At 71.4% G+C, this 22,246-nt stretch carries 22 protein-coding genes; 12 read left to right on the top strand and 10 right to left on the bottom strand.

Annotated elements, in window-relative coordinates; translation table 11 throughout:
* The coding region (locus ACFY7H_RS32730; RefSeq protein ID WP_388945925.1) for a GntR family transcriptional regulator at positions 1-374 on the bottom strand (374 nt) is incomplete at its 3' end.
* Between the two features lie 18 nt (positions 375-392).
* On the opposite strand from ACFY7H_RS32730, the gene ACFY7H_RS32725 reads away from it, so the two are divergent.
* On the top strand, positions 393-899 hold the full coding sequence (locus tag ACFY7H_RS32725) for an NUDIX hydrolase (RefSeq protein ID WP_388945922.1): 507 nt from the start codon (positions 393-395) through the stop codon (positions 897-899).
* 485 nt (positions 900-1,384) lie between these two features.
* Here the strand turns inward: ACFY7H_RS32725 and mshD are convergent, their stop codons facing one another.
* Positions 1,385-2,314: a mycothiol synthase gene (gene mshD / locus ACFY7H_RS32720; protein WP_388945919.1), complete on the bottom strand. Its 930-nt coding sequence runs from the start codon at positions 2,312-2,314 to the stop codon at positions 1,385-1,387.
* A 138-nt stretch (positions 2,315-2,452) separates the two neighbouring features.
* Here mshD and ACFY7H_RS32715 point away from each other — a divergent pair, with 138 nt between their 5' ends.
* Positions 2,453-4,270 carry a bifunctional metallophosphatase/5'-nucleotidase gene (locus ACFY7H_RS32715; protein ID WP_388945916.1) on the top strand — a complete coding sequence of 606 codons (1,818 nt, stop codon included), beginning with the start codon at positions 2,453-2,455 and terminating at the stop codon, positions 4,268-4,270.
* A 90-nt stretch (positions 4,271-4,360) separates the two neighbouring features.
* On the opposite strand, the gene ACFY7H_RS32710 is transcribed toward ACFY7H_RS32715, so the two are convergent.
* Entirely contained in the window at positions 4,361-5,146 is a 786-nt protein-coding gene (locus ACFY7H_RS32710) for an alpha/beta fold hydrolase (protein ID WP_388945913.1), read from the bottom strand.
* Positions 5,147-5,294: 148 nt separating this feature from the next.
* Between ACFY7H_RS32710 and ACFY7H_RS32705 the strand changes: the two genes are divergently transcribed.
* Positions 5,295-5,882, top strand: coding sequence for a TetR/AcrR family transcriptional regulator (locus ACFY7H_RS32705; RefSeq protein ID WP_388945910.1), 588 nt, complete (start codon positions 5,295-5,297; stop codon positions 5,880-5,882).
* Positions 5,883-5,943: 61 nt separating this feature from the next.
* The gene (locus ACFY7H_RS32700) at positions 5,944-6,819 is read left to right on the top strand and encodes a phosphatidylinositol-specific phospholipase C (RefSeq protein WP_388945907.1); all 876 of its coding nucleotides are present in this window, start codon (positions 5,944-5,946) and stop codon (positions 6,817-6,819) included.
* On the opposite strand, the gene ACFY7H_RS32695 is transcribed toward ACFY7H_RS32700, so the two are convergent.
* From ACFY7H_RS32695 to ACFY7H_RS32685, 3 genes are read right to left on the bottom strand one after another with little or no spacing between them, the layout of a single operon-like run.
* Positions 6,799-8,253: a sensor histidine kinase gene (locus ACFY7H_RS32695; RefSeq protein WP_388945904.1), complete on the bottom strand. Its 1,455-nt coding sequence runs from the start codon at positions 8,251-8,253 to the stop codon at positions 6,799-6,801. The genes ACFY7H_RS32700 and ACFY7H_RS32695 overlap by 21 nt on opposite strands.
* The gene (locus ACFY7H_RS32690) at positions 8,250-8,999 is read right to left on the bottom strand and encodes a response regulator transcription factor (RefSeq protein WP_388945902.1); all 750 of its coding nucleotides are present in this window, start codon (positions 8,997-8,999) and stop codon (positions 8,250-8,252) included. The genes ACFY7H_RS32695 and ACFY7H_RS32690 overlap by 4 nt, the downstream gene beginning before the upstream one ends.
* Positions 9,000-9,050: 51 nt before the next feature.
* The gene (locus ACFY7H_RS32685) at positions 9,051-10,235 is read right to left on the bottom strand and encodes a S1C family serine protease (RefSeq protein ID WP_388945898.1); all 1,185 of its coding nucleotides are present in this window, start codon (positions 10,233-10,235) and stop codon (positions 9,051-9,053) included.
* Between the two features lie 352 nt (positions 10,236-10,587).
* On the opposite strand from ACFY7H_RS32685, the gene ACFY7H_RS32680 reads away from it, so the two are divergent.
* The 6 genes from ACFY7H_RS32680 (at position 10,588) to pstB (ending at position 18,369) form a co-directional block, all read left to right on the top strand.
* The gene (locus ACFY7H_RS32680) at positions 10,588-12,888 is read left to right on the top strand and encodes an RNA degradosome polyphosphate kinase (protein ID WP_388945895.1); all 2,301 of its coding nucleotides are present in this window, start codon (positions 10,588-10,590) and stop codon (positions 12,886-12,888) included.
* Positions 12,869-13,834 (top strand): CHAD domain-containing protein, encoded by a 966-nt coding sequence (locus ACFY7H_RS32675; protein ID WP_388945893.1) that lies wholly within the window; start codon positions 12,869-12,871, stop codon positions 13,832-13,834. The genes ACFY7H_RS32680 and ACFY7H_RS32675 overlap by 20 nt, the downstream gene beginning before the upstream one ends.
* Before the next feature lie 359 nt (positions 13,835-14,193).
* The gene (gene pstS, locus ACFY7H_RS32670) at positions 14,194-15,333 is read left to right on the top strand and encodes a phosphate ABC transporter substrate-binding protein PstS (RefSeq protein ID WP_388945890.1); all 1,140 of its coding nucleotides are present in this window, start codon (positions 14,194-14,196) and stop codon (positions 15,331-15,333) included.
* A 131-nt stretch (positions 15,334-15,464) separates the two neighbouring features.
* Positions 15,465-16,454, top strand: coding sequence for a phosphate ABC transporter permease subunit PstC (gene pstC, locus ACFY7H_RS32665; RefSeq protein ID WP_388945887.1), 990 nt, complete (start codon positions 15,465-15,467; stop codon positions 16,452-16,454).
* Entirely contained in the window at positions 16,454-17,536 is a 1,083-nt protein-coding gene (gene pstA / locus ACFY7H_RS32660) for a phosphate ABC transporter permease PstA (RefSeq protein ID WP_388945885.1), read from the top strand. The genes pstC and pstA overlap by 1 nt, the downstream gene beginning before the upstream one ends.
* A 56-nt stretch (positions 17,537-17,592) precedes the next feature.
* Positions 17,593-18,369 (top strand): phosphate ABC transporter ATP-binding protein PstB, encoded by a 777-nt coding sequence (gene pstB, locus ACFY7H_RS32655; protein ID WP_388945882.1) that lies wholly within the window; start codon positions 17,593-17,595, stop codon positions 18,367-18,369.
* Between the two features lie 123 nt (positions 18,370-18,492).
* On the opposite strand, the gene ACFY7H_RS32650 is transcribed toward pstB, so the two are convergent.
* On the bottom strand, positions 18,493-19,491 hold the full coding sequence (locus ACFY7H_RS32650; protein WP_388945879.1) for an anion permease: 999 nt from the start codon (positions 19,489-19,491) through the stop codon (positions 18,493-18,495).
* Positions 19,492-19,496: 5 nt separating this feature from the next.
* Positions 19,497-20,117 carry a DUF47 domain-containing protein gene (locus ACFY7H_RS32645; RefSeq protein WP_388945876.1) on the bottom strand — a complete coding sequence of 207 codons (621 nt, stop codon included), beginning with the start codon at positions 20,115-20,117 and terminating at the stop codon, positions 19,497-19,499.
* Positions 20,118-20,310: 193 nt separating this feature from the next.
* On the opposite strand from ACFY7H_RS32645, the gene ACFY7H_RS32640 reads away from it, so the two are divergent.
* Complete coding sequence (locus ACFY7H_RS32640; RefSeq protein ID WP_042801353.1) at positions 20,311-20,625, top strand: metal-sensitive transcriptional regulator; 315 nt, start codon at positions 20,311-20,313, stop codon at positions 20,623-20,625.
* Positions 20,626-20,694: 69 nt separating this feature from the next.
* On the opposite strand, the gene ACFY7H_RS32635 is transcribed toward ACFY7H_RS32640, so the two are convergent.
* Positions 20,695-20,847: a hypothetical protein gene (locus ACFY7H_RS32635; RefSeq protein ID WP_388945932.1), complete on the bottom strand. Its 153-nt coding sequence runs from the start codon at positions 20,845-20,847 to the stop codon at positions 20,695-20,697.
* Between the two features lie 147 nt (positions 20,848-20,994).
* A complete protein-coding gene (locus ACFY7H_RS32630) occupies positions 20,995-21,873 on the bottom strand; it encodes a hypothetical protein (RefSeq protein ID WP_388945873.1) in 879 nt (292 codons plus the stop codon).
* A gap of 142 nt (positions 21,874-22,015) precedes the next feature.
* Between ACFY7H_RS32630 and ACFY7H_RS32625 the strand changes: the two genes are divergently transcribed.
* Positions 22,016-22,234, top strand: coding sequence for a hypothetical protein (locus ACFY7H_RS32625; protein WP_388945870.1), 219 nt, complete (start codon positions 22,016-22,018; stop codon positions 22,232-22,234).
* Positions 22,235-22,246 lie beyond the last annotated feature (12 nt).

The following is a 22,246-nucleotide window of genomic DNA, read 5'->3' as shown; positions in this document are numbered from 1 at the left end:
AGCGACGACCCGCCGTTCTGACTCAAGGCCAATGCCCCCTGAAACACCCGATCGATCACCCAGCGTGGTCGCACCACAAGAAGTGGACCAGAACCCGAGCGACGGAAACGATCGGATGAGCGATGGCGCACCGGCGGCCGGTCCTTCACGTAGGAGCCTTTGCCGTGCCGGGTGTCCACGAGACCGCTGGCGCGGATCTCCAGCATCGCCTTGCGCACCGTCCCGCCCGAGACGCCGTAACACTCGGCCATCTCGGCCTCGCTCGGCACCTGGTCGCCCGGCTTCAGGACGCCGGCGCGAACCTGCTGGATGATGTCCTCGGCGATCTGCAAGTACCGAGGAACCGCCTTGTCTCCTCCTACAGCTGCTCCCATGGTTTTTCACTTCCTCCTATGCTCATGTACATGAGTAACAGCGTCCCGTCGGGCAGGTCAACGCCGCGCCACTCCGTGTCGGTTGCCGGAGTGGTGGTGCGTGATGACGGCCGACTGCTGGCCATCCGCCGAGCCGACAACGGGACGTGGGAGCTGCCCGGCGGAGTGCTGGAGCTGACGGAAACCCCGGAGGACGGGGTGTGCCGGGAAGTACTTGAGGAAACCGGCATCCACGTCGAGGTGGACCACCTCACCGGTGTGTACAAGAACATCACGGCTGGAGTGGTGGCACTGGTCTTCCGCTGCAAGCCTTCCGGCGGCACTGAGCGCGTTTCTGGCGAAAGCACGGCAGTCCAGTGGCTCACACCACACGAGGTGGCCGAGCGCATGTCCGAGGTTTACGCCATCCGGCTCCTGGACGCCCTCGACGGCAACAGCCCCCACGTGCGAAGCCACGACGGACGTCAACTGCTCGCAGACCGGCCCCAGGCGACCGTCGGTCGCCGAGATCAGAGAAGCGCGTAGCGATCTGACGCGCCCATCCGCTTCCCTCGCTGCGCTGGTCAACATCTGGTGCGGGTATCAGCCCCGGGCGGTCGTCGGACGCTATGCCGAGAGGAGCGCGTAGCGATCTGACGCGCCCGCCCGCTCCCCTCGCTGCGCTGGTCAACATGTGGTGCGGGTAGCCGGGCCTCGCCGCTGGGCCAGTCCATCAGCGGGCCCGGATGCCCGGCGGGGCGTGGCCCGGCCGCCGTCTCATCGCTGAGGGACCCGCCCCTTCCCCTTGGACCGTGCCGTTCTTTTGGGGGGTTCCCGGCAGTCCTTGTCTTTCCGGGGCGGGCCGGTCGGTCAAGGGTGGCCGAAGGCCATCGCGAAGCGACGCGAACGAAGTGAGCGCCCTTGAGGGACCGGCACGACACGGAAGGACGATGGGACTGACGGGAACCCCCCAAACCGGCTCCGAGACCGCCCAGGGGGCTACCGCTCCCCCACCCCGCCCCGCCCCCGGCTCAGCTCTCCGTGCGGTACATCAGGTCGATCTCGTGCGTCGTGAAGCCCAGCCCCTCGTACACCGCCAGCGCCGCCGGGTTGTCCGCGTCCACGTACAGCATCGCCGTCGGCAGGCCCGACTCCGCCAGGTGGCGCAGGCCGATCGCCGTCAGGGCCTTGCCCAGGCCGCCGCCCTGGGCGCCCGGGCGGACGCCGACCACGTAGACCTCGCCGAGCTGCTCCTCTGCGTGGATCTTCGTCCAGTGGAAGCCGACCAGTTCGCCCTCCCGCTCCGCCAGGAAGAAGCCCTTGGCGTCGAACCACGGCTGCGCGATCCGGTCGTCCAGGTCCCGCTGCGTCAGCGTGCCCTGCTCCGGGTGGTGGGCGAAGGCGGCGGCGTTGGCGGCCAGCCAGGCGGCGTCGTCCTGGCCGGGGACGAAGGTGCGGACCGTCACCCCGGCCGGGAGCACCGGCACGGGCAGGGGTGCCGCGTCGGGGCCCAGGGGGCGGCGCAGCTGGCGCAGTTCGCGGAAGAGGGTGAGGCCGAGCACCTGCGCGAGGTGCCGGGCGGCGGACTTGCCGCCGTGGGCCCACACCCGGATCCGCTTGCCGGAGGCGTGCAGCAGGGCGGTGCCCAGGGCGCGGCCGTGGCCGCGGCCGCGCAGGGCGGGGTGGACGACGAGCTCGGCGGCGGGGGCCTCCACCGGGTCGGTGTCCTCCAGTTGCCCGTATCCGCACAGCCGGCCGCCGTCGGTGAGGAGGAAGTGCCGGATCCCCTCGCGCGGTCCGCCGCGCAGCTGGAGGCGTCCCTGCTCGGAGACGGCGGTGGTGCCGTCGGTGCGGGCCGCCTCCGTGATCAGCTCCAGTACGGAGTCGGCCTGCGCCTCCGTCAGTTCGTCAAGGATCTCAATCTGCCGTCCCGGCTCCAGGGCCGCTGCTGCGTCAGTCATGTTCCGAGCCTACGGCGCCGCCGCCCGGGGGCCGTGCGTAACCAGCTCGCAACCCGATACCCCCTGTCGTGCTACGCGCGTTGACCATAGGCTGCGAGGCACCTCCCAACTTGTCTCGCTGTCCACAAAGGGGACTAAATGTCAGCGAAGCCACAACGGCCCCGTTCGGCCCGCCGGTTGACCTTCGGCGCCCTCGCCCTCACGGCGGGTGCCGGCGCGCTGGTCGCCGCCGCACTGCCGGCCGGTGCCGCGAGTGGTGGCGGTACGCCTCCCAAGGGCCGGACCGTCGACGTACAGATGCTTTCGTTCAACGACTTCCACGGCACGCTGGAGCCCCCGCAGGGCTCCTCCGGCACCGTGAGCGAACGTCAGGCAGACGGCACCACCAAAGCAATACCGGCGGGCGGGGTCGAGTACCTCGCCACCAGCCTGCGCGAGGCCCGCAAGGGCCACGAGTACTCCGTCACGGCCGCGGCCGGTGACATGATCGGCGGCAGCCCGATGCTGTCCGGTCTCTTCCACGACGAGCCGACCGTCGAGGCGCTCAACAAGCTGAACCTCGACGTGTCGAGCGTGGGCAACCACGAGTTCGACGAGGGCAGGGCCGAGCTGCGCCGGATGGCGTACGGCGGCTGTCACCCGGTCGAGGGCTGCTTTGAGCAGGGCAAGACCTTCACCGGGGCGCGGTTCCCGTACCTCGCGGCGAACGTCACGGACGAGAAGACCAAGCGTCCGATGATGTCGCCCACCTTCGTCTGGAAGAAGGGGGAGGTGAAGATCGGCTTCATCGGCGTCACCCTGGAGGGCACGCCGGACGTCGTCACCGCCGAGGGCGTCAAGGGCCTGAAGTTCGCCGACGAGGTCGAGACGATCAACAAGTACGCGGCCGAGCTGAACAAGCAGGGCGTGAAGTCGATCGTGGCGCTGATCCACGAGGGCGGCCTGCCCGCGAGCGGCGCGTACAACTACGACTGCGACGTGCCGGGTGCCGGCGCCGGCATCTCGGGTGCGATCGTCGACATCGCCAAGAACGTGGACGCGAAGGTCGACGCGCTGGTGACGGGCCACACGCACCAGGCGTACTCCTGCAACATCCCCGACCCGGCGGGCAACCCGCGCACGGTCACCTCGGCCGCCTCCCTGGGCCGCCTGTACACGGACACCACGCTGACGTACGACCGGGCGACGAAGGACATCGTCCGTACGCCGGTCAAGTCGCCGAAGCCGGTGAACAAGGTCGTCGGCCGTGAGCAGCCGAAGGCCCCGGACATGTCCGAACTCATCACCCGCTGGAAGGAGCTCGCCGCCCCGGTGGCGAACCGTCCGATGGGCTACATCTCGGCCGACATCCCGGGCCGCGGTCTGGACGCGCCGGAGAAGCCGCTCGGCGACCTGATCGCCGACGCGCAGCTGGAGGCCACGGCCCCGGCGGACAAGGGCGGCGCGCAGCTGGCCATCATGAACCCGGGCGGCATCCGCTCCGACCTGGCCTACAAGGCCTCGGGCGAGGAGGGCGACGGGGTCGTCACGTACGGCGAGTCGTACACGGTCCAGCCGTTCAACAACCTGATGAACATCGTGGACCTGACCGGCGCGCAGCTGATCACCGCGCTCCAGCAGCAGGTCAGCGGCCCGGTCAACGGCGCCAACCCGAAGATCCTCCAGGTGTCGAAGGGCTTCACCTACACCCTGGACATGACGAAGACGGGCGCGGACCGCGTCGTCGTGGACTCGGTGAAGCTGAACGGCGCGGCGATCGACCCCGCCAAGACCTACCGGGTCGTGATGAACGAGTTCCTCGCGGGCGGCGGCGACGGGTTCACCGTCCTGAAGGAGCACAAGAACAAGCTGGTGGGCGCGTCCGACCTGGACGCCTTCAACGCCTACCTGGCGAAGTCGACGGCGGCGAGCCCGATCGCCCCGCCGGCGGCGGACCGGATCACGGTCGTCAAGTAGCGGTACGCGGATGCGTCCCCGAGGGGGCGGTGGGCCGGACGGCCCGCCGCCCCCTCGGGCTTTCCCCGCCCCCCTGAGGGGGCGGCGGCGTCAGAGGGTCGCCAGGAACGCCGCGACGGCCGCGTGGAAGCCCGCCGGGTCGGTGAAGGGCACGAAGTGGTCGCCGTCCAGGGCGGTGTACGAGGTCCCCGGGCGCCGGGCGACCATGGCGTCGGCGACGGTCCGCGTGAGCGCCCGGCTGTGGCGGCCGTGGATCAGCAGCGCCGGGCAGGTGCTCGCGAGCCAGGTGTCCCAGTGGTCGCCCTCGCAGGAGCGGATGGAGTCGAGCATGTCCTCGCCGTTGAAGGCCAGCCGCCAGCCGCTCCCGTCGGCCAGGGGGCGCACCCCGTCGGCGACGAACGGCAGGGCGGCCGGGTCGACGGCGGCGAGGAGTTCCTCGCGGGTGGGCGCGGTGTAGGGGAGGGCCGCGAGGAAGTCGAACCACTGCGGCCCGGCGGGGGTGCGGATGTCGACGGTGGCGTCCACGCCGATCAGGGCGCCGACCCGGCCGGGGTGGGCGGCGGCGAGGTGGTAGGCGTTGAGCCCGCCGAGGGAGTAGCCGAGGACGGTGACGGGCCCGGTGAGCCCGAGGTGGTCGAGGAGGGCGACGGCGTCGCCGACGTACCCCTCGCGGCGGTAGTGGGCGGCCCGGTCGGAGTCGCCGTGGCCGCGCTGGTCGGGGGCGATGACCCGCCACCGGTCGCCGAGGGCGGCGGCGAGACCGGTGAGGGCGGCGGCTTCGGACATCCCGCCGTGGAGGGCGAGGAGCGGGCGGCCGGGGCCGCCGGGGTCCAGGTACGACAGTGTGCGTCCTTCGATGTCCAGCGTGTTGCGCATGTCCGGCTCTCCCCGTTCGTGGACCGCGGTGGTGTGGTGACGGCTTCACCCTGCCAGGAGTTGCGCAAGCGCGCAATACAGTCGTCTTGCACCTTTGCCCAAGTCACTGCGGGCGGCACGCCGCGGGAGCGCGGATACCATCCGGGACATGGGAAATCGCGAGGACCTGCTGGCCGGCGCGCGCCACTGCCTGGAGGAGAAGGGGTACGCGCGCACCACCGTGCGCGACATCGCCTCGGCCGCCGGAGTGAGCATGGCCGCCATCGGCTACCACTTCGGATCCCGCGAGGCGCTGCTCAACCAGGCGCTGTTCGCCGCCATGGACGACTGGGCCGCCGGCTCCGGCCGGCTCGCCGGGCAGGGCCGCACCGCGGCCGAGCGGTACGCCGACACCTGGGACCGCAAGAGCCGCGACTTCCTCGACATGCGCTGGCTGTGGATCGCCAACGTCGAGGCCTTCGTGCACGCCCAGTCCTCGCCCGAGCTGCTCGCGGTCCTCGCCGAAGGCCAGCGCCGGTCCCGGCGGATGGTGGCGGCGCAGCTGGCCGGGGTGTCCGAGGAGGACGTCAGCGAGGAGGACGTACGGGCCCTCGGGTCCGTGCACCTGGCCCTGCTCAGCGGGGTGATGGTGCAGGCCCTGACCGACTCCGAACAGGCCCCGACGGGGCGTGAGCTCACCCAAGGGCTGCGCAGGATGGTGGAGTTGCTGGAAGAGCAGGAGTCTACCGACGGGTAGTAAACGCGGGTTCGGCACGCCATAATCCGGTCCCATCACCGGATCGGCAAAGGGGCGGGGCATGGCATGGGACCGGCGGGCATTTCTGGCGGGGGCGACGGCCGCGGGCGCGGGCGCGCTCCTCGGACTCGGGACGGCGGCCCCCGCCTCCGCGAGGACACTCGGCACCCAGGACTGGATGGCCGGACTCGCCGACTCCACCGCCCTTCAGCGGATGACCATCCCCGGCACCCATGACTCCGGTGCCCGCCAGGGCGGCCTGTACGTCGCCTGCCAGAACACCTCGGTCGCCGAGCAGCTCGTCTCCGGGATCCGCTTCCTGGACGTCCGCTGCCGGGTGACCGGCGGCTCGTTCGCCATCCACCACGGCTCGTTCTACCAGGGCCTGATGTTCGGCGACGTCCTCACCGACTGCTGGAACTTCCTCGCCGCGCACCCCTCGGAGACGGTGCTGATGCGGGTCAAGCAGGAGTACTCCTCCGACAGCGACGCCACCTTCCGCGCCGTCTTCGACGACTACCTCGACAACCGGGGCTGGCGCCCGCTCTTCCGCATCTCCGACACCCTGCCCTCGCTCGGACAGGCCCGCGGCAAGGTCGTCCTCCTCGCCGACAACGCCGGTCTGCCCGGCCTGCGCTACGGCGACGGCTCCGTCTTCGACATCCAGGACGACTACAACGCCGAGCCCTTCGCCAAGCGCGGCCGCATCGAGGACCACTTCCGCAAGGCGGTGCAGCAGCCGGGCAAGCTCTTCGTCAACTACGTGAGCACCGCCGCGTACATGCCCCCGCGCTGGAACTCCGACCGGCTCAACCCGCAGGTCCACGCCTTCGTCGACGGCACGGAGATGTCCGGCCACACCGGCCTCGGCATCGTCCCGATGGACTTCCCGAACACCCGCTCCGGCCTGGTCGCCTCACTGATCCGGCACAACTGACGGACCCGCCGCGGGCTGCGAGGACGGCGGCGGCGCCGGGGCGCCCGGGATGCGCAGGACCGCCTCCGTGCCGCCCGCCCCGTCCGCGGCGGCACGCAGCTCGGCGGTGCCGCCCGAGCGGGCCGCCGTACGCGCCACGATGGACAGCCCCAGCCCGCTGCCGGGCAGGGCCCGGGCCGACTCCGAACGCCAGAACCGCTCGAAGACGTACGGGAGGTCCTCGGGCGGGACGCCCGGCCCGTGGTCGCGCACGGTCAGCCCGCCCGCGTGCAGCGAGACCTCCACCGCACCACCCGGCGGGCTGAACTTCACGGCATTGTCCAGCAGGTTGACCACCGCCCGCTCCAGCGCCGCGGCCTCGCCCCGTACGTACCAGGGCTCCAGGGCGGAGCCGAACCGCAGCTCGGGGCCGCGCAGCCGGGCCCTCGACAGGGCGGAGGCCACGATCTCGTGCAGGGCCACCACCCCGAGCGGGGCGTGCGGGGCCGCGTCGGGGCGGGACAGCTCCTGGAGGTCCCCGATCAGCGCGGCGAGCTCCGTCATCTGCGCCTTGACCGAGGCCAGCAGCTCCCTGCGGTCCTCGGGCGGGATGGCCCGGCCCGTCTCCTCGCTGCGCGCGAGCAGCTCGATGTTGGTGCGCAGCGAGGTGAGCGGGGTGCGCAGCTCGTGCCCGGCGTCCGCGATCAGCTGGGCCTGGCGCTCCTGGGAGGAGGCGAGGGCGGCGGTCATCGAGTTGAAGGACCGCGACAGGCGGGCGATCTCGTCGTCGCCCTCGTCCGGGATGCGCACCGTCAGGTCCTCGGTACGGGCGACGTGCTCGACGACGCCGGTGAGCTCGTCGACGGGCCGCAGCCCGGTACGGGCCACCCACAGCCCGGCCGCGCCGGCGCCGACCACACCGATGCCGGAGACCAGCAGCAGCACCCAGGCCAGGGTGGACAGGGGCTCGTCGATGTCGGCGAGGGGTTTGGCGATGGAGATGGCGAAGCGCTGGCCTCCGGCGAGGCTGGCGGAGCGGGTGTAGACCCGCATGCCGGTGCCGTCGTCGGTCGTCACGTCGTGCAGCCTGCTGGCGTTCGGCGTCACCGCGACCTCCAGGTCGGCCCGGGTGACCGGCAGGTCCCGCCGGCCGTCGACCAGGCAGCGGCCGCCGTCGGCGGTGACGATCTGGACCGTGGCGTTCAGTTCCTCGGCGATGTTGGGGGAGGTCTGGGCCGGCCGGTTCGCGCATCCCTCGCGCAGGGTCCGCAGCACCTGCTCGTTGGGGTTGGTGCCCCTCAGCGACCGGTTGAGCTGGTCGTTCAACTGCGCCCGGACCATCACCCAGGACACCCCCGCCACCGCCGCCACCGCGACCGCCACGGCTACGGTGACCAGCAGCGCGAGCCGCGAGCGCAGCGGCAGGGCGCGGAACCGGGCGGCCGGACCCGTCATTCGGGCCCGCCCTCGCCGGCGCGCAGGACGTACCCCACCCCGCGCACGGTGTGGACCAGCCGCGGCTCGCCGCCCGCCTCGGTCTTGCGGCGCAGGTACATCACGTAGACGTCCAGGGAGTTGGAGCTCGGCTCGAAGTCGAAGCCCCAGACCGTCTTGAGGATCTGCTCGCGCGTCAGCACCTGCCGCGGGTGCGCCAGGAACATCTCCAGCAGGGTGAATTCCGTACGCGTCAGCTCCACCGGGCGCCCGCCGCGGGTCACCTCGCGGGTGGCGAGGTCCATGCGCAGGTCACCGAAGGCGAGGGAGTCCCCGTCCGGTTCCCGGCCGGCGGCGGGGGCGGCGTACGAGCTGCGGCGCAGCAGCGCGCGGACCCGGGCGAAGAGCTCGTCCAGCTCGAAGGGCTTCACCAGGTAGTCGTCGGCGCCCGCGTCGAGGCCGGTGACGCGGTCGCCGACGGTGTCGCGGGCGGTCAGCATCAGCACCGGCGTGACGCTGCCGGAGGCGCGCAGCCGGCGGGCCGCCGTCAGCCCGTCCATCCGGGGCATCTGGATGTCGAGGACGATCAGGTCGGGGGTGTACGAGGCCGCCCGGTCGAGGGCGTCGAGCCCGTCGACGGCCGTCGCGACGGCGTACCCCTCGAAGGCGAGGCTGCGGCGCAGGGCCTCACGCACGGCCGGCTCGTCGTCGACGACGAGGATCCGCTGCGGTTCGCCTTCTGCGCCGGTGGTGGCGGCTGCGGCCATGGTGGGGTCCCCCAGGGGTGGTGGTCGGTGCGCGGGGCACGTCCCAGGGTGTCAGAAGGAGGTGCCGAAGCCGGTGGCGCCGCTGTTCCCGGCGCCGCCCTTCCGGAGGGAGTCGAGGTCGGCCTTGATGGTGTTGACCGGGATGGCGAAGCCGAGGCCGACGCTGCCGGCACCGGCGCCGTCGGCGGCCGGGGAGTAGATCGCGGAGGGCATGCCGACGATCTCGCCGTTCATGTTGACGAGGGCGCCGCCGGAGTTGCCGGGGTTGAGGGAGGCGTCGGTCTGGATCGCCTTGTACGAGGTGGTGCTGGATCCGGTGTCACCGTTGAACTGCCGGCCCTCGAAGGAGAACGGCCAGCCGCCGGACTGCCGCTGCGGGGACTGCTGCGGGGACTGCCGGCGGTCGTCGGACCTCGGCACGTTCACCTCGCGGTTCAGGGCCGAGACGATGCCGCTGGTGACGGTGCCGGTGAGGCGGTCGGGGGAGCCGATGGCGACGACCTCGTCACCGACCTTGAGCCGGTCGGAGTCGCCGAGCTTGGCCGGCCTGAGACCGCTCGCGGCCTGGAGCTTGATCAGCGCGAGGTCCTTGCCGGGATCGGTCCCGACCACCTGGGCCTGGTACTTCTTCCCGTCGCTCATCGTCACCTGGATCTCGGAGGCACCGTTGACGACGTGGTTGTTGGTGGCGATCTCGCCGTCGGCGGTGAGCACGATGCCCGAGCCGGTGCCCTGACCGGATCCGGTGCGGGTGTCGATGCGGACGACGGACGGGCTGACCTGCTCGGAGACCCCGGAGACGGTGCCGTTGCCGGACTGCGAGACGTTGGTGCCGCTGAAGCCGCCGCCCGTGGACGCGCCCCGCCCGAGGAACTCCTGCACGCCGACGGCCGTCCCGCCGCCGACCGCGGCCGCCGCGAGGGCGACGGCGGCGAGCAGCGCGACGGGGCGCTTGGCGCGGGCCGCGTGCGCGGGCCCGGCGGCGGACCCGGCGGGCGGGCCCGCGGGGAGGGCCTCGCCGCGGAGCACCGGCGGCTGGTGCGCCTCGTGCCAGCCGGGGGCCGGGGCGGCCGGCGGGTACGGGGGCGGCGGCGGAAGGGCCCCGGCCCCGGCATCCCGCGCGAGCCGCTCGCGCCCCCGCAGCCAGTCGTCCCCGAAGGGCGCGCCGTGGCGGTCCGGGCCGTTCTCCTGGTTCTGCTGGGGGTACTCGCCTTCGCGGCGGAAGCTCTCGGTCATGCATCCGACTCTGTCCGCGGATCATGAAAGCATTCTGAGTCCCGGCTGAGAAGCCCGACAGAACCGCGTATGCCCGATATAAAGCCCCGGCCGCAGGAAGGCCGCGGAAGGCCCTCCGGAAGCCCGCCGGAAGGCCCCCGCCCCGCCCGCCGAGGCTCGGGAAAGGGGCGGACGCGCCCCGGCGGCGGCGCACCCGGCCCCGCCGCGTGCGCCAGGCGGACCCCGAAAGCCATACGCCATTAACCGGGCATTCAGACGCGCTTGCGAGTCTCCCGGCATGCAGCCCCGACTCCGCCTGACGGCAGACACTTCCGACGCGCCTGTCCTGCCGCGTGCGCGGAAGAATGGAGTCATGAGCCACCAGCCCAGCGCAGGCCCCGCCGGGGTCCCCGCCCAGCACCCGTCTCACACCCCCGCAACCGGAAGCGGCACCACCGGCGACGCCGGCACCGGCACCGGCAAGCCCCGCCTCGGTTCCATAGCCGCCCACCGCCCCCACGCGGCCCGCGTGGTCGGCCACGTCGACCTCGATCCCGACCTCGACGCCGACCTGGACGCGTACGAGGACAAGGACGAGACCGGCGAGCTCCCCGCGAACCGGTTCCTCGACCGGGAGCGCAGCTGGCTGGCCTTCAACGAGCGGGTGCTGGAGCTCGCCGAGGACCCCGCCACCCCGCTCCTGGAGCGCGCCAACTTCCTGGCGATCTTCGCGAGCAACCTCGACGAGTTCTTCATGGTCCGCGTCGCCGGCCTCAAGCGCCGCATCGCGACCGGCGTCGCCACCCGTTCGGCCTCCGGCCTCCAGCCCCGCGAGGTGCTGGACCTGATCTGGACCCGCTCGCGCGAGCTCATGGCCCGGCACGCCGCCTGCTTCCAGCACGACATCGCCCCCCAGCTCGCGGAGGAGGGCATCCACCTCATCCGGTGGCCGGACCTCACCGAGAAGGAGCAGGCCCGCCTCTTCACCCTGTTCCGCAACCAGATCTTCCCGGTGCTCACCCCGCTGGCCGTGGACCCCGCGCACCCGTTCCCGTACATCTCCGGCCTCTCCCTCAACCTGGCCGTCGTCGTGCGCAACCCCGTCAGCGGCCACCGCCACTTCGCCCGGGTCAAGGTCCCGCCGATCCTCTCCCGTTTCCTGGAGGCCTCCCCGCAGCGCTACGTCCCCCTGGAGGACGTCATCGCCGCGCACCTGGAGGAGCTGTTCCCCGGCATGGAGGTGCTCGCGCACCACATGTTCCGCGTGACCCGCAACGAGGACCTGGAGGTCGAGGAGGACGACGCCGAGAACCTCCTCCAGGCCCTGGAGAAGGAGCTCATGCGGCGCCGCTTCGGCCCGCCCGTGCGCCTGGAGGTCGAGGAGTCCATCGACCCCGGCGTCCTGGACCTCCTCGTCCAGGAGCTGAAGGTCAGCGCCGCCGAGGTGTACCCGCTGCCCGGCCCGCTCGACCTGACCGCGCTCTTCGGCATCTCCTCCCTGGACCGGCCCGAGCTGAAGTACCCCAAGTTCGTGGCCGGCACCCACCGCGACCTCGCCGAGGTGGAGTCCGCGTCCGCGCCCGACATATTCGCCGCGCTGCGCGAGCGCGACGTACTGCTGCACCACCCGTACGACTCCTTCTCCACCTCCGTACAGGCCTTCCTGGAACAGGCCGCCGGGGACCCGGACGTCCTCGCGATCAAGCAGACCCTGTACCGGACCTCCGGCGACTCCCCGATAGTGGACGCGCTGATCGACGCCGCCGAATCCGGCAAGCAGGTCCTCGTGCTCGTGGAGATCAAGGCCCGCTTCGACGAGCAGGCCAACATCAAGTGGGCGCGCAAGCTGGAGGAGTCCGGCTGCCACGTCGTCTACGGCCTCGTCGGTCTCAAGACCCACTGCAAGCTCTCCCTCGTCGTCCGCCAGGAGGGCGACACCCTGCGCCGCTACAGCCACGTCGGCACCGGCAACTACCACCCCAAGACCGCCCGGTTGTACGAGGACCTCGGCCTGCTCACCGCCGACCCGCAGGTCGGCGCCGACCTCTCCGACCTCTTCAACCGGCTGTCCGGCTACTCCCGCCGCGAGACCTACCGCCGGCTGCTGACCGCCCCCAAGTCCCTGCGCGACGGGCTGATCTCGCGCATCGACAAGGAGGCCGACCACCACCGGTCCGGCCGCCCGGCGTCGGTCCGGCTGAAGATGAACTCGATCGTCGACGAGGCCCTCATCGACTCCCTGTACCGGGCCTCCCAGGCGGGCGTCCCCATCGACATCTGGGTGCGCGGCATCTGCGCCGTACGCCCCGGCGTCCCGGGGCTGTCGGAGAACATACGGGTCCGCTCGATCCTCGGCCGCTTCCTGGAGCACTCCCGGGTCTTCGCCTTCGGCAACGGCGGCGAACCCGAGGTGTGGATCGGCAGCGCCGACATGATGCACCGCAACCTCGACCGCCGCATCGAGGCACTGGTCAGGGTCACCGACCCGGCCCACCGCGCGGCACTGGACCGGATGCTGGAGACCGGCATGTCCGACGCCACCTCCTCCTGGCACCTGGGCCCGGACGGCGAATGGACCCGGCACAGCACCGACGCCGAAGGCCAGCCGCTGCGGCACGTACAGGAGATGCTCATAGACGCCCGGAGGCGCCGGCGTGGCTCTGCCAAACCATGACGACCTGACCGCGGGGGACGTGCTCGGCGCGTACCTGCGCTCCCAGGCCACCGCTTTCCTGCGCGCCCTGCGCCTGCACGACGCGGGCGCGCCGGGCGGCCCCGACTCCGCCGAGAGCAGCGGGGCGGCGTACGGGCTGCGGGGCGCGGCGCGCCGCATCGCCGGCTCGCTGAGCACGTTCCGGCCGGTCACCGAGACGGGCTGGGCGGACTCCCTGCGCACGGAGCTGGTCTGGCTGTCGGCCACCCTGGCCGACGAGCACGCCCACGCCGCCCGGCTGTCCCGGCTGCTGGAGGCCCTCCAGCGGCTGTCGGACTCCCCCGACCTGCCCGCGCCGCGGGGCGGGACGGGCGCCCCGGGCGCCCTCACGGTGGGCTCGGCACGGGCGGGCGCCCTGCTGGAGCGCCGGCTCACCCTGGCGCGCACCCGGGCGCACTCGGCCACCCTCCAGGCCCTCGGGTCGTCCCGCTTCCACGCGGTGGCGGACGCGGTCGCGGTGCTGGCCTCGGAGGTGCCGCTGGACCCGGTGGCCGCCCGGGGCCGCGCCGGGGACGTGCTCGAACCGCTGGCGGAGCTCACCGGCGCCCGCCTCGCGGGGGCCGTCTCCGCCCTGCCCGACGCGCAGGGCACCCCGTACGCGGCGCACGAGGACGCCGCCTGGCACGAGGTACGCCGCCTGCTGCGGGTGCACCGGTACGCGCGGGAGGCCCTGGGCGGGGACGTGGCCCGGCTCTCGGCGGCGGGCGAGGCGCTGGACCTGCACCGGGACGCCGCGGAGGCCGCCACCGCCTCGGCGGCGGCCGCCCGCACCCCGCGCATCGCCCCGGCGACCGCGTACGCCCTCGGCGTACTGCACGCCGATCAGCGCCACGCGGCGGAGGCGGCCCGCCGCGCCTTCCACCGCGTCTGGCACCCGGCCCCGGCCGGGGCCGGGCTGCGCCCGTAGGCCGTCTGTACGCCCGCGTCCCGCCCGCGCCCCGCCAGGCCGGCCCGACCAGGGGCAACGGCCGGATCCGGCCACGCCCGCCCACCCGCCCAGGAAGAGGCAACCGCGTGGTAACGGGCGGATAACGCCCGATTCCACCCCCTCGCAAACCACCCCATCCGCACCAGGCCGTCCGCCACGGTTCACCCCCCGTTCACCAAGCGCGGTCGACGGCTTCACCTGTTCTGCCTAATTTCGGTAGTGCACGGTGCGAGCCGATCGGGAAAACGCGGCGCCGCACCCCTCAGCCACGTAGTCCTCTTCGCACGCCGCCCCAATACAGAAAGCGGCCGGCGGCTCCTCGGAAGGAACACCCGAAAGTGAAGCTTCAGCGCAAGAACCGGCTTCGTGCCTCCGCCCTCGGGGCCCTCGCCGTGTCCGGCGCCCTGGTCCTCACGGCGTGCGGTTCGGACGACAACACGAAGACCGGCGCCGACGGCACCAAGAAGGCCTCCGCCCCCGCCCCCGGCGACGTCAAGTGCGACGGTGCCAAGGGCAAGCTCCTCGCCTCCGGCTCCTCCGCGCAGAAGAACGCGGTCGACCTGTGGGTGAAGAACTACATGGCCGCCTGCTCCGGCGTCGAGGTGAACTACAAGTCCTCCTCCTCCGGTGAGGGCATCGTCGCCTTCAACCAGGGCACCGTCGGTTTCGCCGGCTCGGACTCCGCGCTGAAGCCCGAGCAGGTCGAGGAGTCGAAGAAGATCTGCACCGGCGGCCAGGGCATCAACCTGCCGATGGTCGGCGGCCCCATCGCCCTCGGCTTCAACGTCTCCGGCGTGGACAAGCTGAACCTCGACGCCGCGACGATCGCCAACATCTTCAACGACAAGATCAAGAAGTGGGACGACGAGGCGATCAAGAAGCTGAACCCCGGCGTCACGCTCCCTTCCACCCCCATCCAGGCCTTCCACCGCTCCGAGGACTCGGGCACCACCGAGAACCTGGGCAAGTACCTCAAGGCCGCCGCCCCCGACGCCTGGACCTACGAGGCCTCGAAGAAGTGGCCCGCCCCCGGTGGCCAGGCCGCCTCCGGCTCCGCCGGCGTCGCCTCCCAGGTCAAGGCCGTGGACGGTGCGATCGGCTACTTCGAGCTCTCGTACGCCACCTCCCAGAGCATCAAGACCGTCGACGTCAACACCGGCGCCGGCACCCCGGTCAAGGCCACCCCGGAGAACGCCTCCAAGGCCATCGCCGCCGCGAAGATCACCGGCACCGGTTCCGACCTGGCCCTGAAGCTCGACTACACCACCAAGGCCGAGGGCGCGTACCCGATCGTCCTGGTCACGTACGAGGTCGTCTGCGACAAGGGCAACAAGCCCGAGACGCTCGGCACCGTGAAGTCCTTCCTCGAGTACACCGCCTCGGACGCGGGCCAGAAGGTCCTCACCGAGAACGGCTACGCGCCGATCCCGGCCGAGATCAACACCAAGGTCCGCGAAGTCATCAAGTCGCTGGCCTAGCCACACCCCTCCCGGCCCGGGGCCGATCCTCCGCCGATCGGCCCCGGGACCCGGGACCCTCCCCCTCCGCCCGGGGGAAATCCGGTGCACCGCCGCCAGGGGGCCCGCCCCCCACACAGACCGGAAAGACCATGGCTTCCACCACATTCACCCAGACAGACGCGGCTCCGCCCGTCTCCTCGAGCACGAGGTCCACCGGCCGCGCCGGTGACAAGATCTTCGCGGGGCTCTCCAAGGGCTCCGGCATCCTGCTCCTGGTGATCATGGCGTCGATCGCCGCCTTCCTCACCTACCGGGCCACCATCGCGCTGTCGAAGAACGAGGGGAACTTCCTCACCACCTTCGACTGGAACGCCTCGGCCAACCCCCCCGTCTTCGGCATAGCCGTCCTCCTCTTCGGCACCGTCGTCAGCTCGATCATCGCGATGGTCATCGCGGTCCCGATCGCCGTCGGCATCGCCCTGTTCATCTCGCACTACGCGCCGCGCAAGCTGGCCTCGCCCCTCGCCTACGTGGTCGACCTGCTGGCCGCCGTGCCGTCGATCGTCTACGGCATCTGGGGCGCCCTCTTCCTGGTGCCGCAGCTGAACGGGCTGAACCTCTGGCTCGACGAGTACCTCGGCTGGACCTACGTCTTCGAGAAGACCCAGGTCGGCGTCGCCCGCTCGCTCTTCACCGTCGGCATCCTGCTCGCGATCATGATCCTGCCGATCGTGACCAGCGTCAGCCGCGAGGTCTTCCTCCAGGTCCCGCGCATGAACGAGGAGGCCGCCCTGGCCCTCGGCGCGACCCGCTGGGAGGTCATCCGGATGTCGGTGCTGCCCTTCGGCCGCTCCGGCGTCATCTCCGCCTCGATGCTGGGCCTCGGCCGCGCGCTCGGCGAGACCATGGCCGTCGCGACCGTCCTCTCCCCGAGCTTCCTCATCTCGCTGCACGTGCTGAACCCGGGCGGCGGCACCTTCGCGCAGAACATCGCCGCGAAGTTCGACGAGGCCAACGAGTTCGGCCGTGACGCGCTGATCGCCTCCGGCCTGGTGCTCTTCCTGCTCACCCTGCTGGTCAACGGCGCGGCCCGTCTGATCATCGCCCGTCGCAAGGACTTCTCGGGGGCGAACGCCTGATGAGCCACGCACTCCAGGACCACCGCCCCGCCGGGGCCCGCCGGTCCCCCTCCCCCGCCGGACTGACCCGCGGCGGCCTGCCCCGCTGGGCACCGGCCGGCACCGCCGTCGCCTCCGCGCTGCTCGGCACCGGCATCGGCCTCCTCTTCGGCCTGCACAGCAAGATCCAGTGGGGCCTGATCGCGGCCCTGCTGTTCGTCGGGATCACGTACACCTCCAGCGCGGTCGTCGAGAACCGCCGCCAGGCCAAGGACCGCGTCGCGACCTCCGTCGTCTGGGTCTGCTTCGTCCTCGCCGTCGTCCCGCTGCTCTCCCTGATGATCACCACCATCAGCCGCGGCATCGGCGTCCTCGACGGCGACTTCCTGAGCCACTCCATGAACGGCGTGACCAGCTTCGAGCAGGGCGGCGGCGTCTACCACGCCCTCCTCGGCACGCTGGAGCAGGTCGGCCTGGCCACCCTGATCGCCGCGCCGATCGGCCTGCTGACCGCCGTCTACCTGGTCGAGTACGGCAAGGGCCGGCTCGCCAAGGCCGTCACCTTCTTCGTCGACGTGATGACCGGAATCCCCTCCATCGTCGCGGGCCTGTTCATCCTGACGACCTGGAACCTGATGCTCGGCTTCGGCCCCTCCGGCTTCGCCGGCGCGATGGCCCTGTCGATCCTGATGATGCCGGTCGTGGTCCGCTCCACCGAGGAGATGCTCAAGCTCGTCCCGAACGAGCTCCGCGAGGCCGCCCTGGCCCTCGGCGTGCCGAAGTGGCGCGTCATCCTGAAGGTGGTGCTCCCCACCGCCATCGGCGGCATCTCCACCGGTGTCATGCTGGCAGTGGCCCGCATCGCCGGTGAGACCGCGCCGATCATGCTGCTGGTCTTCGGCTCGCAGCTCATCAACGGCAACCCCTTCGAAGGCGCCCAGTCCTCGCTCCCGCTCTACATCTGGGAGCAGTACAAGGTCGGCAGCGAAGCCTCCTACGACCGGGCCTGGGCGGCAGCGCTCGTCCTGATCGCCTTCGTCATGATCCTCAATCTGGTGGCCCGCGGCATCGCCCGCTGGAAGGCCCCGAAGACCGGTCGCTAAGAGCGAGCCCGTCAGCGGCTCCGCCGCGGTGACCAACTGAAAGCGAAGTGACCCTCATGGCCAAGCGAATCGACGTCAGCGGCCTCTCCGCCTTCTACGGCAGCCACAAGGCCATCGACGACATCTCGATGACCGTGGAACCCCGCTCCGTGACGGCCTTCATCGGCCCCTCCGGCTGCGGCAAGTCGACCTTCCTGCGCACCCTGAACCGCATGCACGAGGTCACCCCCGGCGGCCGCGTCGAGGGCAAGGTGCTGCTGGACGACGAGAACCTGTACGGCCCCGGCGTGGACCCGGTCGCGGTGCGCCGCACGGTCGGCATGGTCTTCCAGCGCCCCAACCCCTTCCCCACCATGTCGATCTTCGACAACGTGGCGGCTGGCCTGCGCCTGAACGGCAGCTACAAGAAGGCCGAGCTCGCGGACGTCGTCGAGCGGTCCCTCAAGGGCGCCAACCTGTGGAACGAGGTCAAGGACCGCCTGAACAAGCCGGGCTCCGGCCTCTCCGGCGGCCAGCAGCAGCGCCTGTGCATCGCCCGCGCCATCGCGGTCGAGCCGCAGGTCCTCCTGATGGACGAGCCCTGCTCCGCCCTCGACCCGATCTCCACCCTCGCCATCGAGGACCTGATCGGGGAGCTGAAGGAGCGCTTCACGATCGTCATCGTGACGCACAACATGCAGCAGGCGGCCCGCGTCTCGGACCGCACCGCCTTCTTCAACCTCGCCGCCGTCGGCCAGCCGGGCAAGCTCGTCGAGATCGACGACACGGACCGGATCTTCTCCAACCCGTCCGTCCAGGCGACGGAGGACTACATCTCGGGCCGCTTCGGCTGATCGCCGGAACCCGCCCGGACGTCCTGCGGCGCTGCATGGCGGTGCCGCCGCAGGGCGAAGGAAAAGGGCCGGCTCCCCCTGGGTGGGGGGAGCCGGCCCGCTTTCGTACGGCGCTACGGCGCGCTACACGAAGGCCAGGTTCACGATCCAGAAGCTGACCGCGGCCACCGCGGCCGCCGCCGGCATGGTGATGAACCAGCCCAGGATGATGTTCTTGGCGACGCCCCAGCGCACGGCGTTCACCCGCTTGGTCGCGCCCACGCCCATGATCGCCGAAGTGATCACGTGGGTGGTCGAGATCGGCGCGTGGAAGAGGAACGCCGAGCCGAACATGATCGAGGCACCGGTGGTCTCCGCCGCGAAGCCCTGCGGCGGGTCCAGCTCGATGATCTTGCGGCCGAGGGTGCGCATGATGCGCCAGCCGCCGGCGTACGTGCCCAGCGACAGCATCACGGCGCAGGAGACCTTCACCCAGATCGGGATGGCCTCGTCGGCACCCTGGACGTCGGCGATGACCAGGGCCATCACGACGATGCCCATCGTCTTCTGGGCGTCCTGGAGACCGTGGCCGAGCGCCATGCCGGCCGCCGAGACCGTCTGCGCGATGCGGAAGCCGCGCTTGGCCTTGTGCGGGTTGGCCCGGCGGAACATCCACAGGATGCAGACCATCACCAGATAGCCGGCGACGAGACCGACGACCGGCGAGACGAACATCGGGATGACGACCTTCTCGACCACACCGGACCAGATGACCTCCGTCCCGCCGGCCAGCGCCGCGCCCACCATGCCGCCGAACAGGGCGTGCGAGGAGGACGACGGGAGACCGAAGTACCAGGTGATCAGGTTCCAGGCGATCGCGCCGACCAGGGCCGCGAAGAGGATCCACATGCCCTTGTTGCCGTGCGGGGTCTCGATCAGACCCTTGCTGACCGTCTTGGCCACCCCGCTGCCGAGGAAGGCACCGGCCAGGTTCATCACGGCGGCCATCGCCAGGGCCGCGCGCGGGGTCAGGGCCCGCGTCGAGACGGAGGTCGCGATGGCGTTCGCGGAGTCGTGGAAGCCGTTCGTATACGTGAAGCCGAGCGCGACACCGATGGTCACGACCAGCGCAAAGGTGTCCACGGGGTTCAGGACTCCTTGACGGCGATGGTCTCCACCGTGTTCGCGACGTGCTCGAACGCGTCGGCGGCCTCTTCGAGGACGTCGACGATCTGCTTGAGCTTCAGCACCTCGATGGCGTCGTACTTGCCGTTGAAGAGCTGGGCGAGCAGCTTGCGGTGGATCTGGTCGGCCTGGTTCTCGAGACGGTTGACCTCGATCCAGTACTCGGTGAGGTTCTCCATCGTCCGCAGGTGCGGCATGGCCTCGGCGGTCAGCTCGGCGGCCCGCGCCAGCACCTCGATCTGCTGCTCGACGCCCTTGGGCAGCTCCTCCACGTTGTAGAGGACGACGAGGTCGACCGCTTCCTCCATGAAGTCCATGATGTCGTCGAGCGACGAGGCGAGGCTGTAGATGTCCTCCCGGTCGAACGGCGTGATGAAGGACGAGTTCAGCTGGTGGAAGATCGCGTGGGTGGCGTCGTCCCCAGCGTGTTCCGCCGCCCGCATCCGCTCCGCGATCTCGGCCCGAGCGGAGTGTTCCGCTCCGAGCAGTTCCATCAGGAGCTTGGAGCCCGTGACGATGTTGTCCGCGGATGCGGCGAACATGTCGTAGAAGCTCGTCTCCCTGGGGGTCAGACGAAATCGCACGTGAGGTCCTCGGGGTGCATTGGATTCGGTCAGGCTGATGCTAGGCGCATCCCCCGGCCACGGCTAACCGGCGGTTCCCCAGTGTCCTCCATCAGGCAGAGTGGGAGTCACGGACCCCTGTACCCCCGGCGCGGGCGACGTACCCTATACCCATGAGGGGTATAACCCCTCTTTCCGGACCACGGGAGGACCGATGACGACCATCGAGGCGGAGGGCTCCGGAGCCGTCCACGGCTACCACCACCAGAAGGACGAGCACCTCAAGCGGCTGCGCCGGATCGAGGGCCAGATCCGCGGCCTCCAGCGCCTGGTCGACGAGGACGTGTACTGCATCGACATACTCACCCAGGTCTCGGCCAGCACGAAGGCCCTCCAGTCCTTCGCCCTCCAGCTGCTGGAAGAGCACCTGCGCCACTGCGTCGCGGACGCCGCCGTCAAGGGCGGCACCGAGATCGACGCGAAGGTGGAGGAGGCCACGAAGGCCATCGCGCGCCTGCTGCGCAGCTGACCCGGCCCGCGCCGGCACGCGGTCCGGGGGCGCGGCCCCCGGCACCGGCGCCGCGGGGACCGCCCGGAGCTACAGGCGGATCCCCATCAGCACCTCGTCGATCCGGTCCTGGCTCAGCCGGTCCTCGGCCGCCGCCGAGGCCGCGATGATCAGCTCGCCGCACAGCTCGATCTCGGCGAGCGCCACGTGGTCCTGCACCGTCATGCCGCCTGCGGGAGTCACGCGTGTCACCTCTCTCTGCCGCCCTCGCCCGTCGGCGCTCGGCATACCACCCTAGGGAGCGGGCCTCTCGCCGCGCATGACACGGATGGACCATTTCCGGATAGCGGGGCCATGGCCCGGAGGCGCCGGTTCACCCCGCCGGGCCGGCTATTCGGCGATCTTCCCGGCGTAAATGTCCCCGCTTGGGGGCAATACGACGGTCACCGGCGTCCCGAATCCGTAGAGCAGCGTGGTGGAGGACACATCGATCACGCCATTCTTGACATACGTGAACCGGTGCCGGACCTTGCGCAGGCGCCCCTCCTCGTCGAGGTAGGCGTCGAACGGCACGCTGTCCTTGCTGAACCCTTTCGCCGCCGCCTCCAGAGCCGCCTTGGTCCCCGGCGAGGCGCTCCGCGCGGCATCCGCGATGTCCGCCGTACCCCGGTAGTGCCGCACCTTGGTGCCGGCCAGCTCGGTCTCGCCCACGTACGTCACCTCCCGCGCGCCCCGCAGCAGCTCGGCCGCGGCCACCGGATCGGTGGCACCGCCGGTGACGAGGTTGCCGTCGGACAGGGTGGCGGTGTCGAGCCGGACCCACTTGTCGTCGGGGACTCCGGCGCCCCGGTTCTTCATGTAGAGCGCGCCGGGGACGAGCAGCTCGGTGATGGGCCGGTGCTCGGCCTGGCCCTTCACGTCGGCGGGGAGCATCACCAGCAGCTGGCCCATCCGCTTGCGGAAGTCGACCCCGCCCTCGCCCCGGATGGTGACCCGGGTCCCGCCGGTCGCCATTTCCATGGCCGTACGGGCCTTCGCGCTCCCGGCGGCGGTCAGCGCGTCGGCGGCGCCGCGGACCGCGGCGGCCGGGTCGCCCGGGGGCCGGCCGTCACCGCCGCGGGAGCCCTTGCCGGAACCGCCGCCGGCGTCCGTGCCCGTGCCGCTCGCGGCTCCGCACGCGCTCAGCGCCGCGACGGCCACCGCCGCACAGACCGCGAGCACCGCCTCACCCGCACGCCTTCTCCGCCGCCTGTGCTGGTGCACCACCATCGCCTGCCAACCCCCAACGCGAGACCGCTGTTTGCCCGAGGCCCCCACCCGCTCCGGTTAACGAGGTCCGGGGTTTCCCGTAACGGGCCGCCCGGCTCCCGGGGCCGTACCGGACGGGGCCGGGCCCGGGTACGGTGGAGGGGTGGATCAGCACACGAAGGCGACGCCGCTCGCTCCGCTTGCCCCTGTGCCCCTGCCGCGGGACCACGCGGAACCCGCACAGCCGCCCGCCGGCCACTCCACGAGCACCGCGGAACGCGGCTCCTTCTGCCTGGCCGTGTGCGGCTGCGGCTGGAAGGGGCCGGCCCGCCGCTCCCGCGACCTGGCCCGCAGGGACGCGACCCGGCACACCTCGGAATAGCGGCGGCGCCCC

Origin of the sequence: Streptomyces sp. NPDC012794, from assembly GCF_042901085.1 — a bacterium.
Taxonomy (GTDB): domain Bacteria; phylum Actinomycetota; class Actinomycetes; order Streptomycetales; family Streptomycetaceae; genus Streptomyces.
This window is presented reverse-complemented; position numbering and strand designations above follow the sequence as displayed.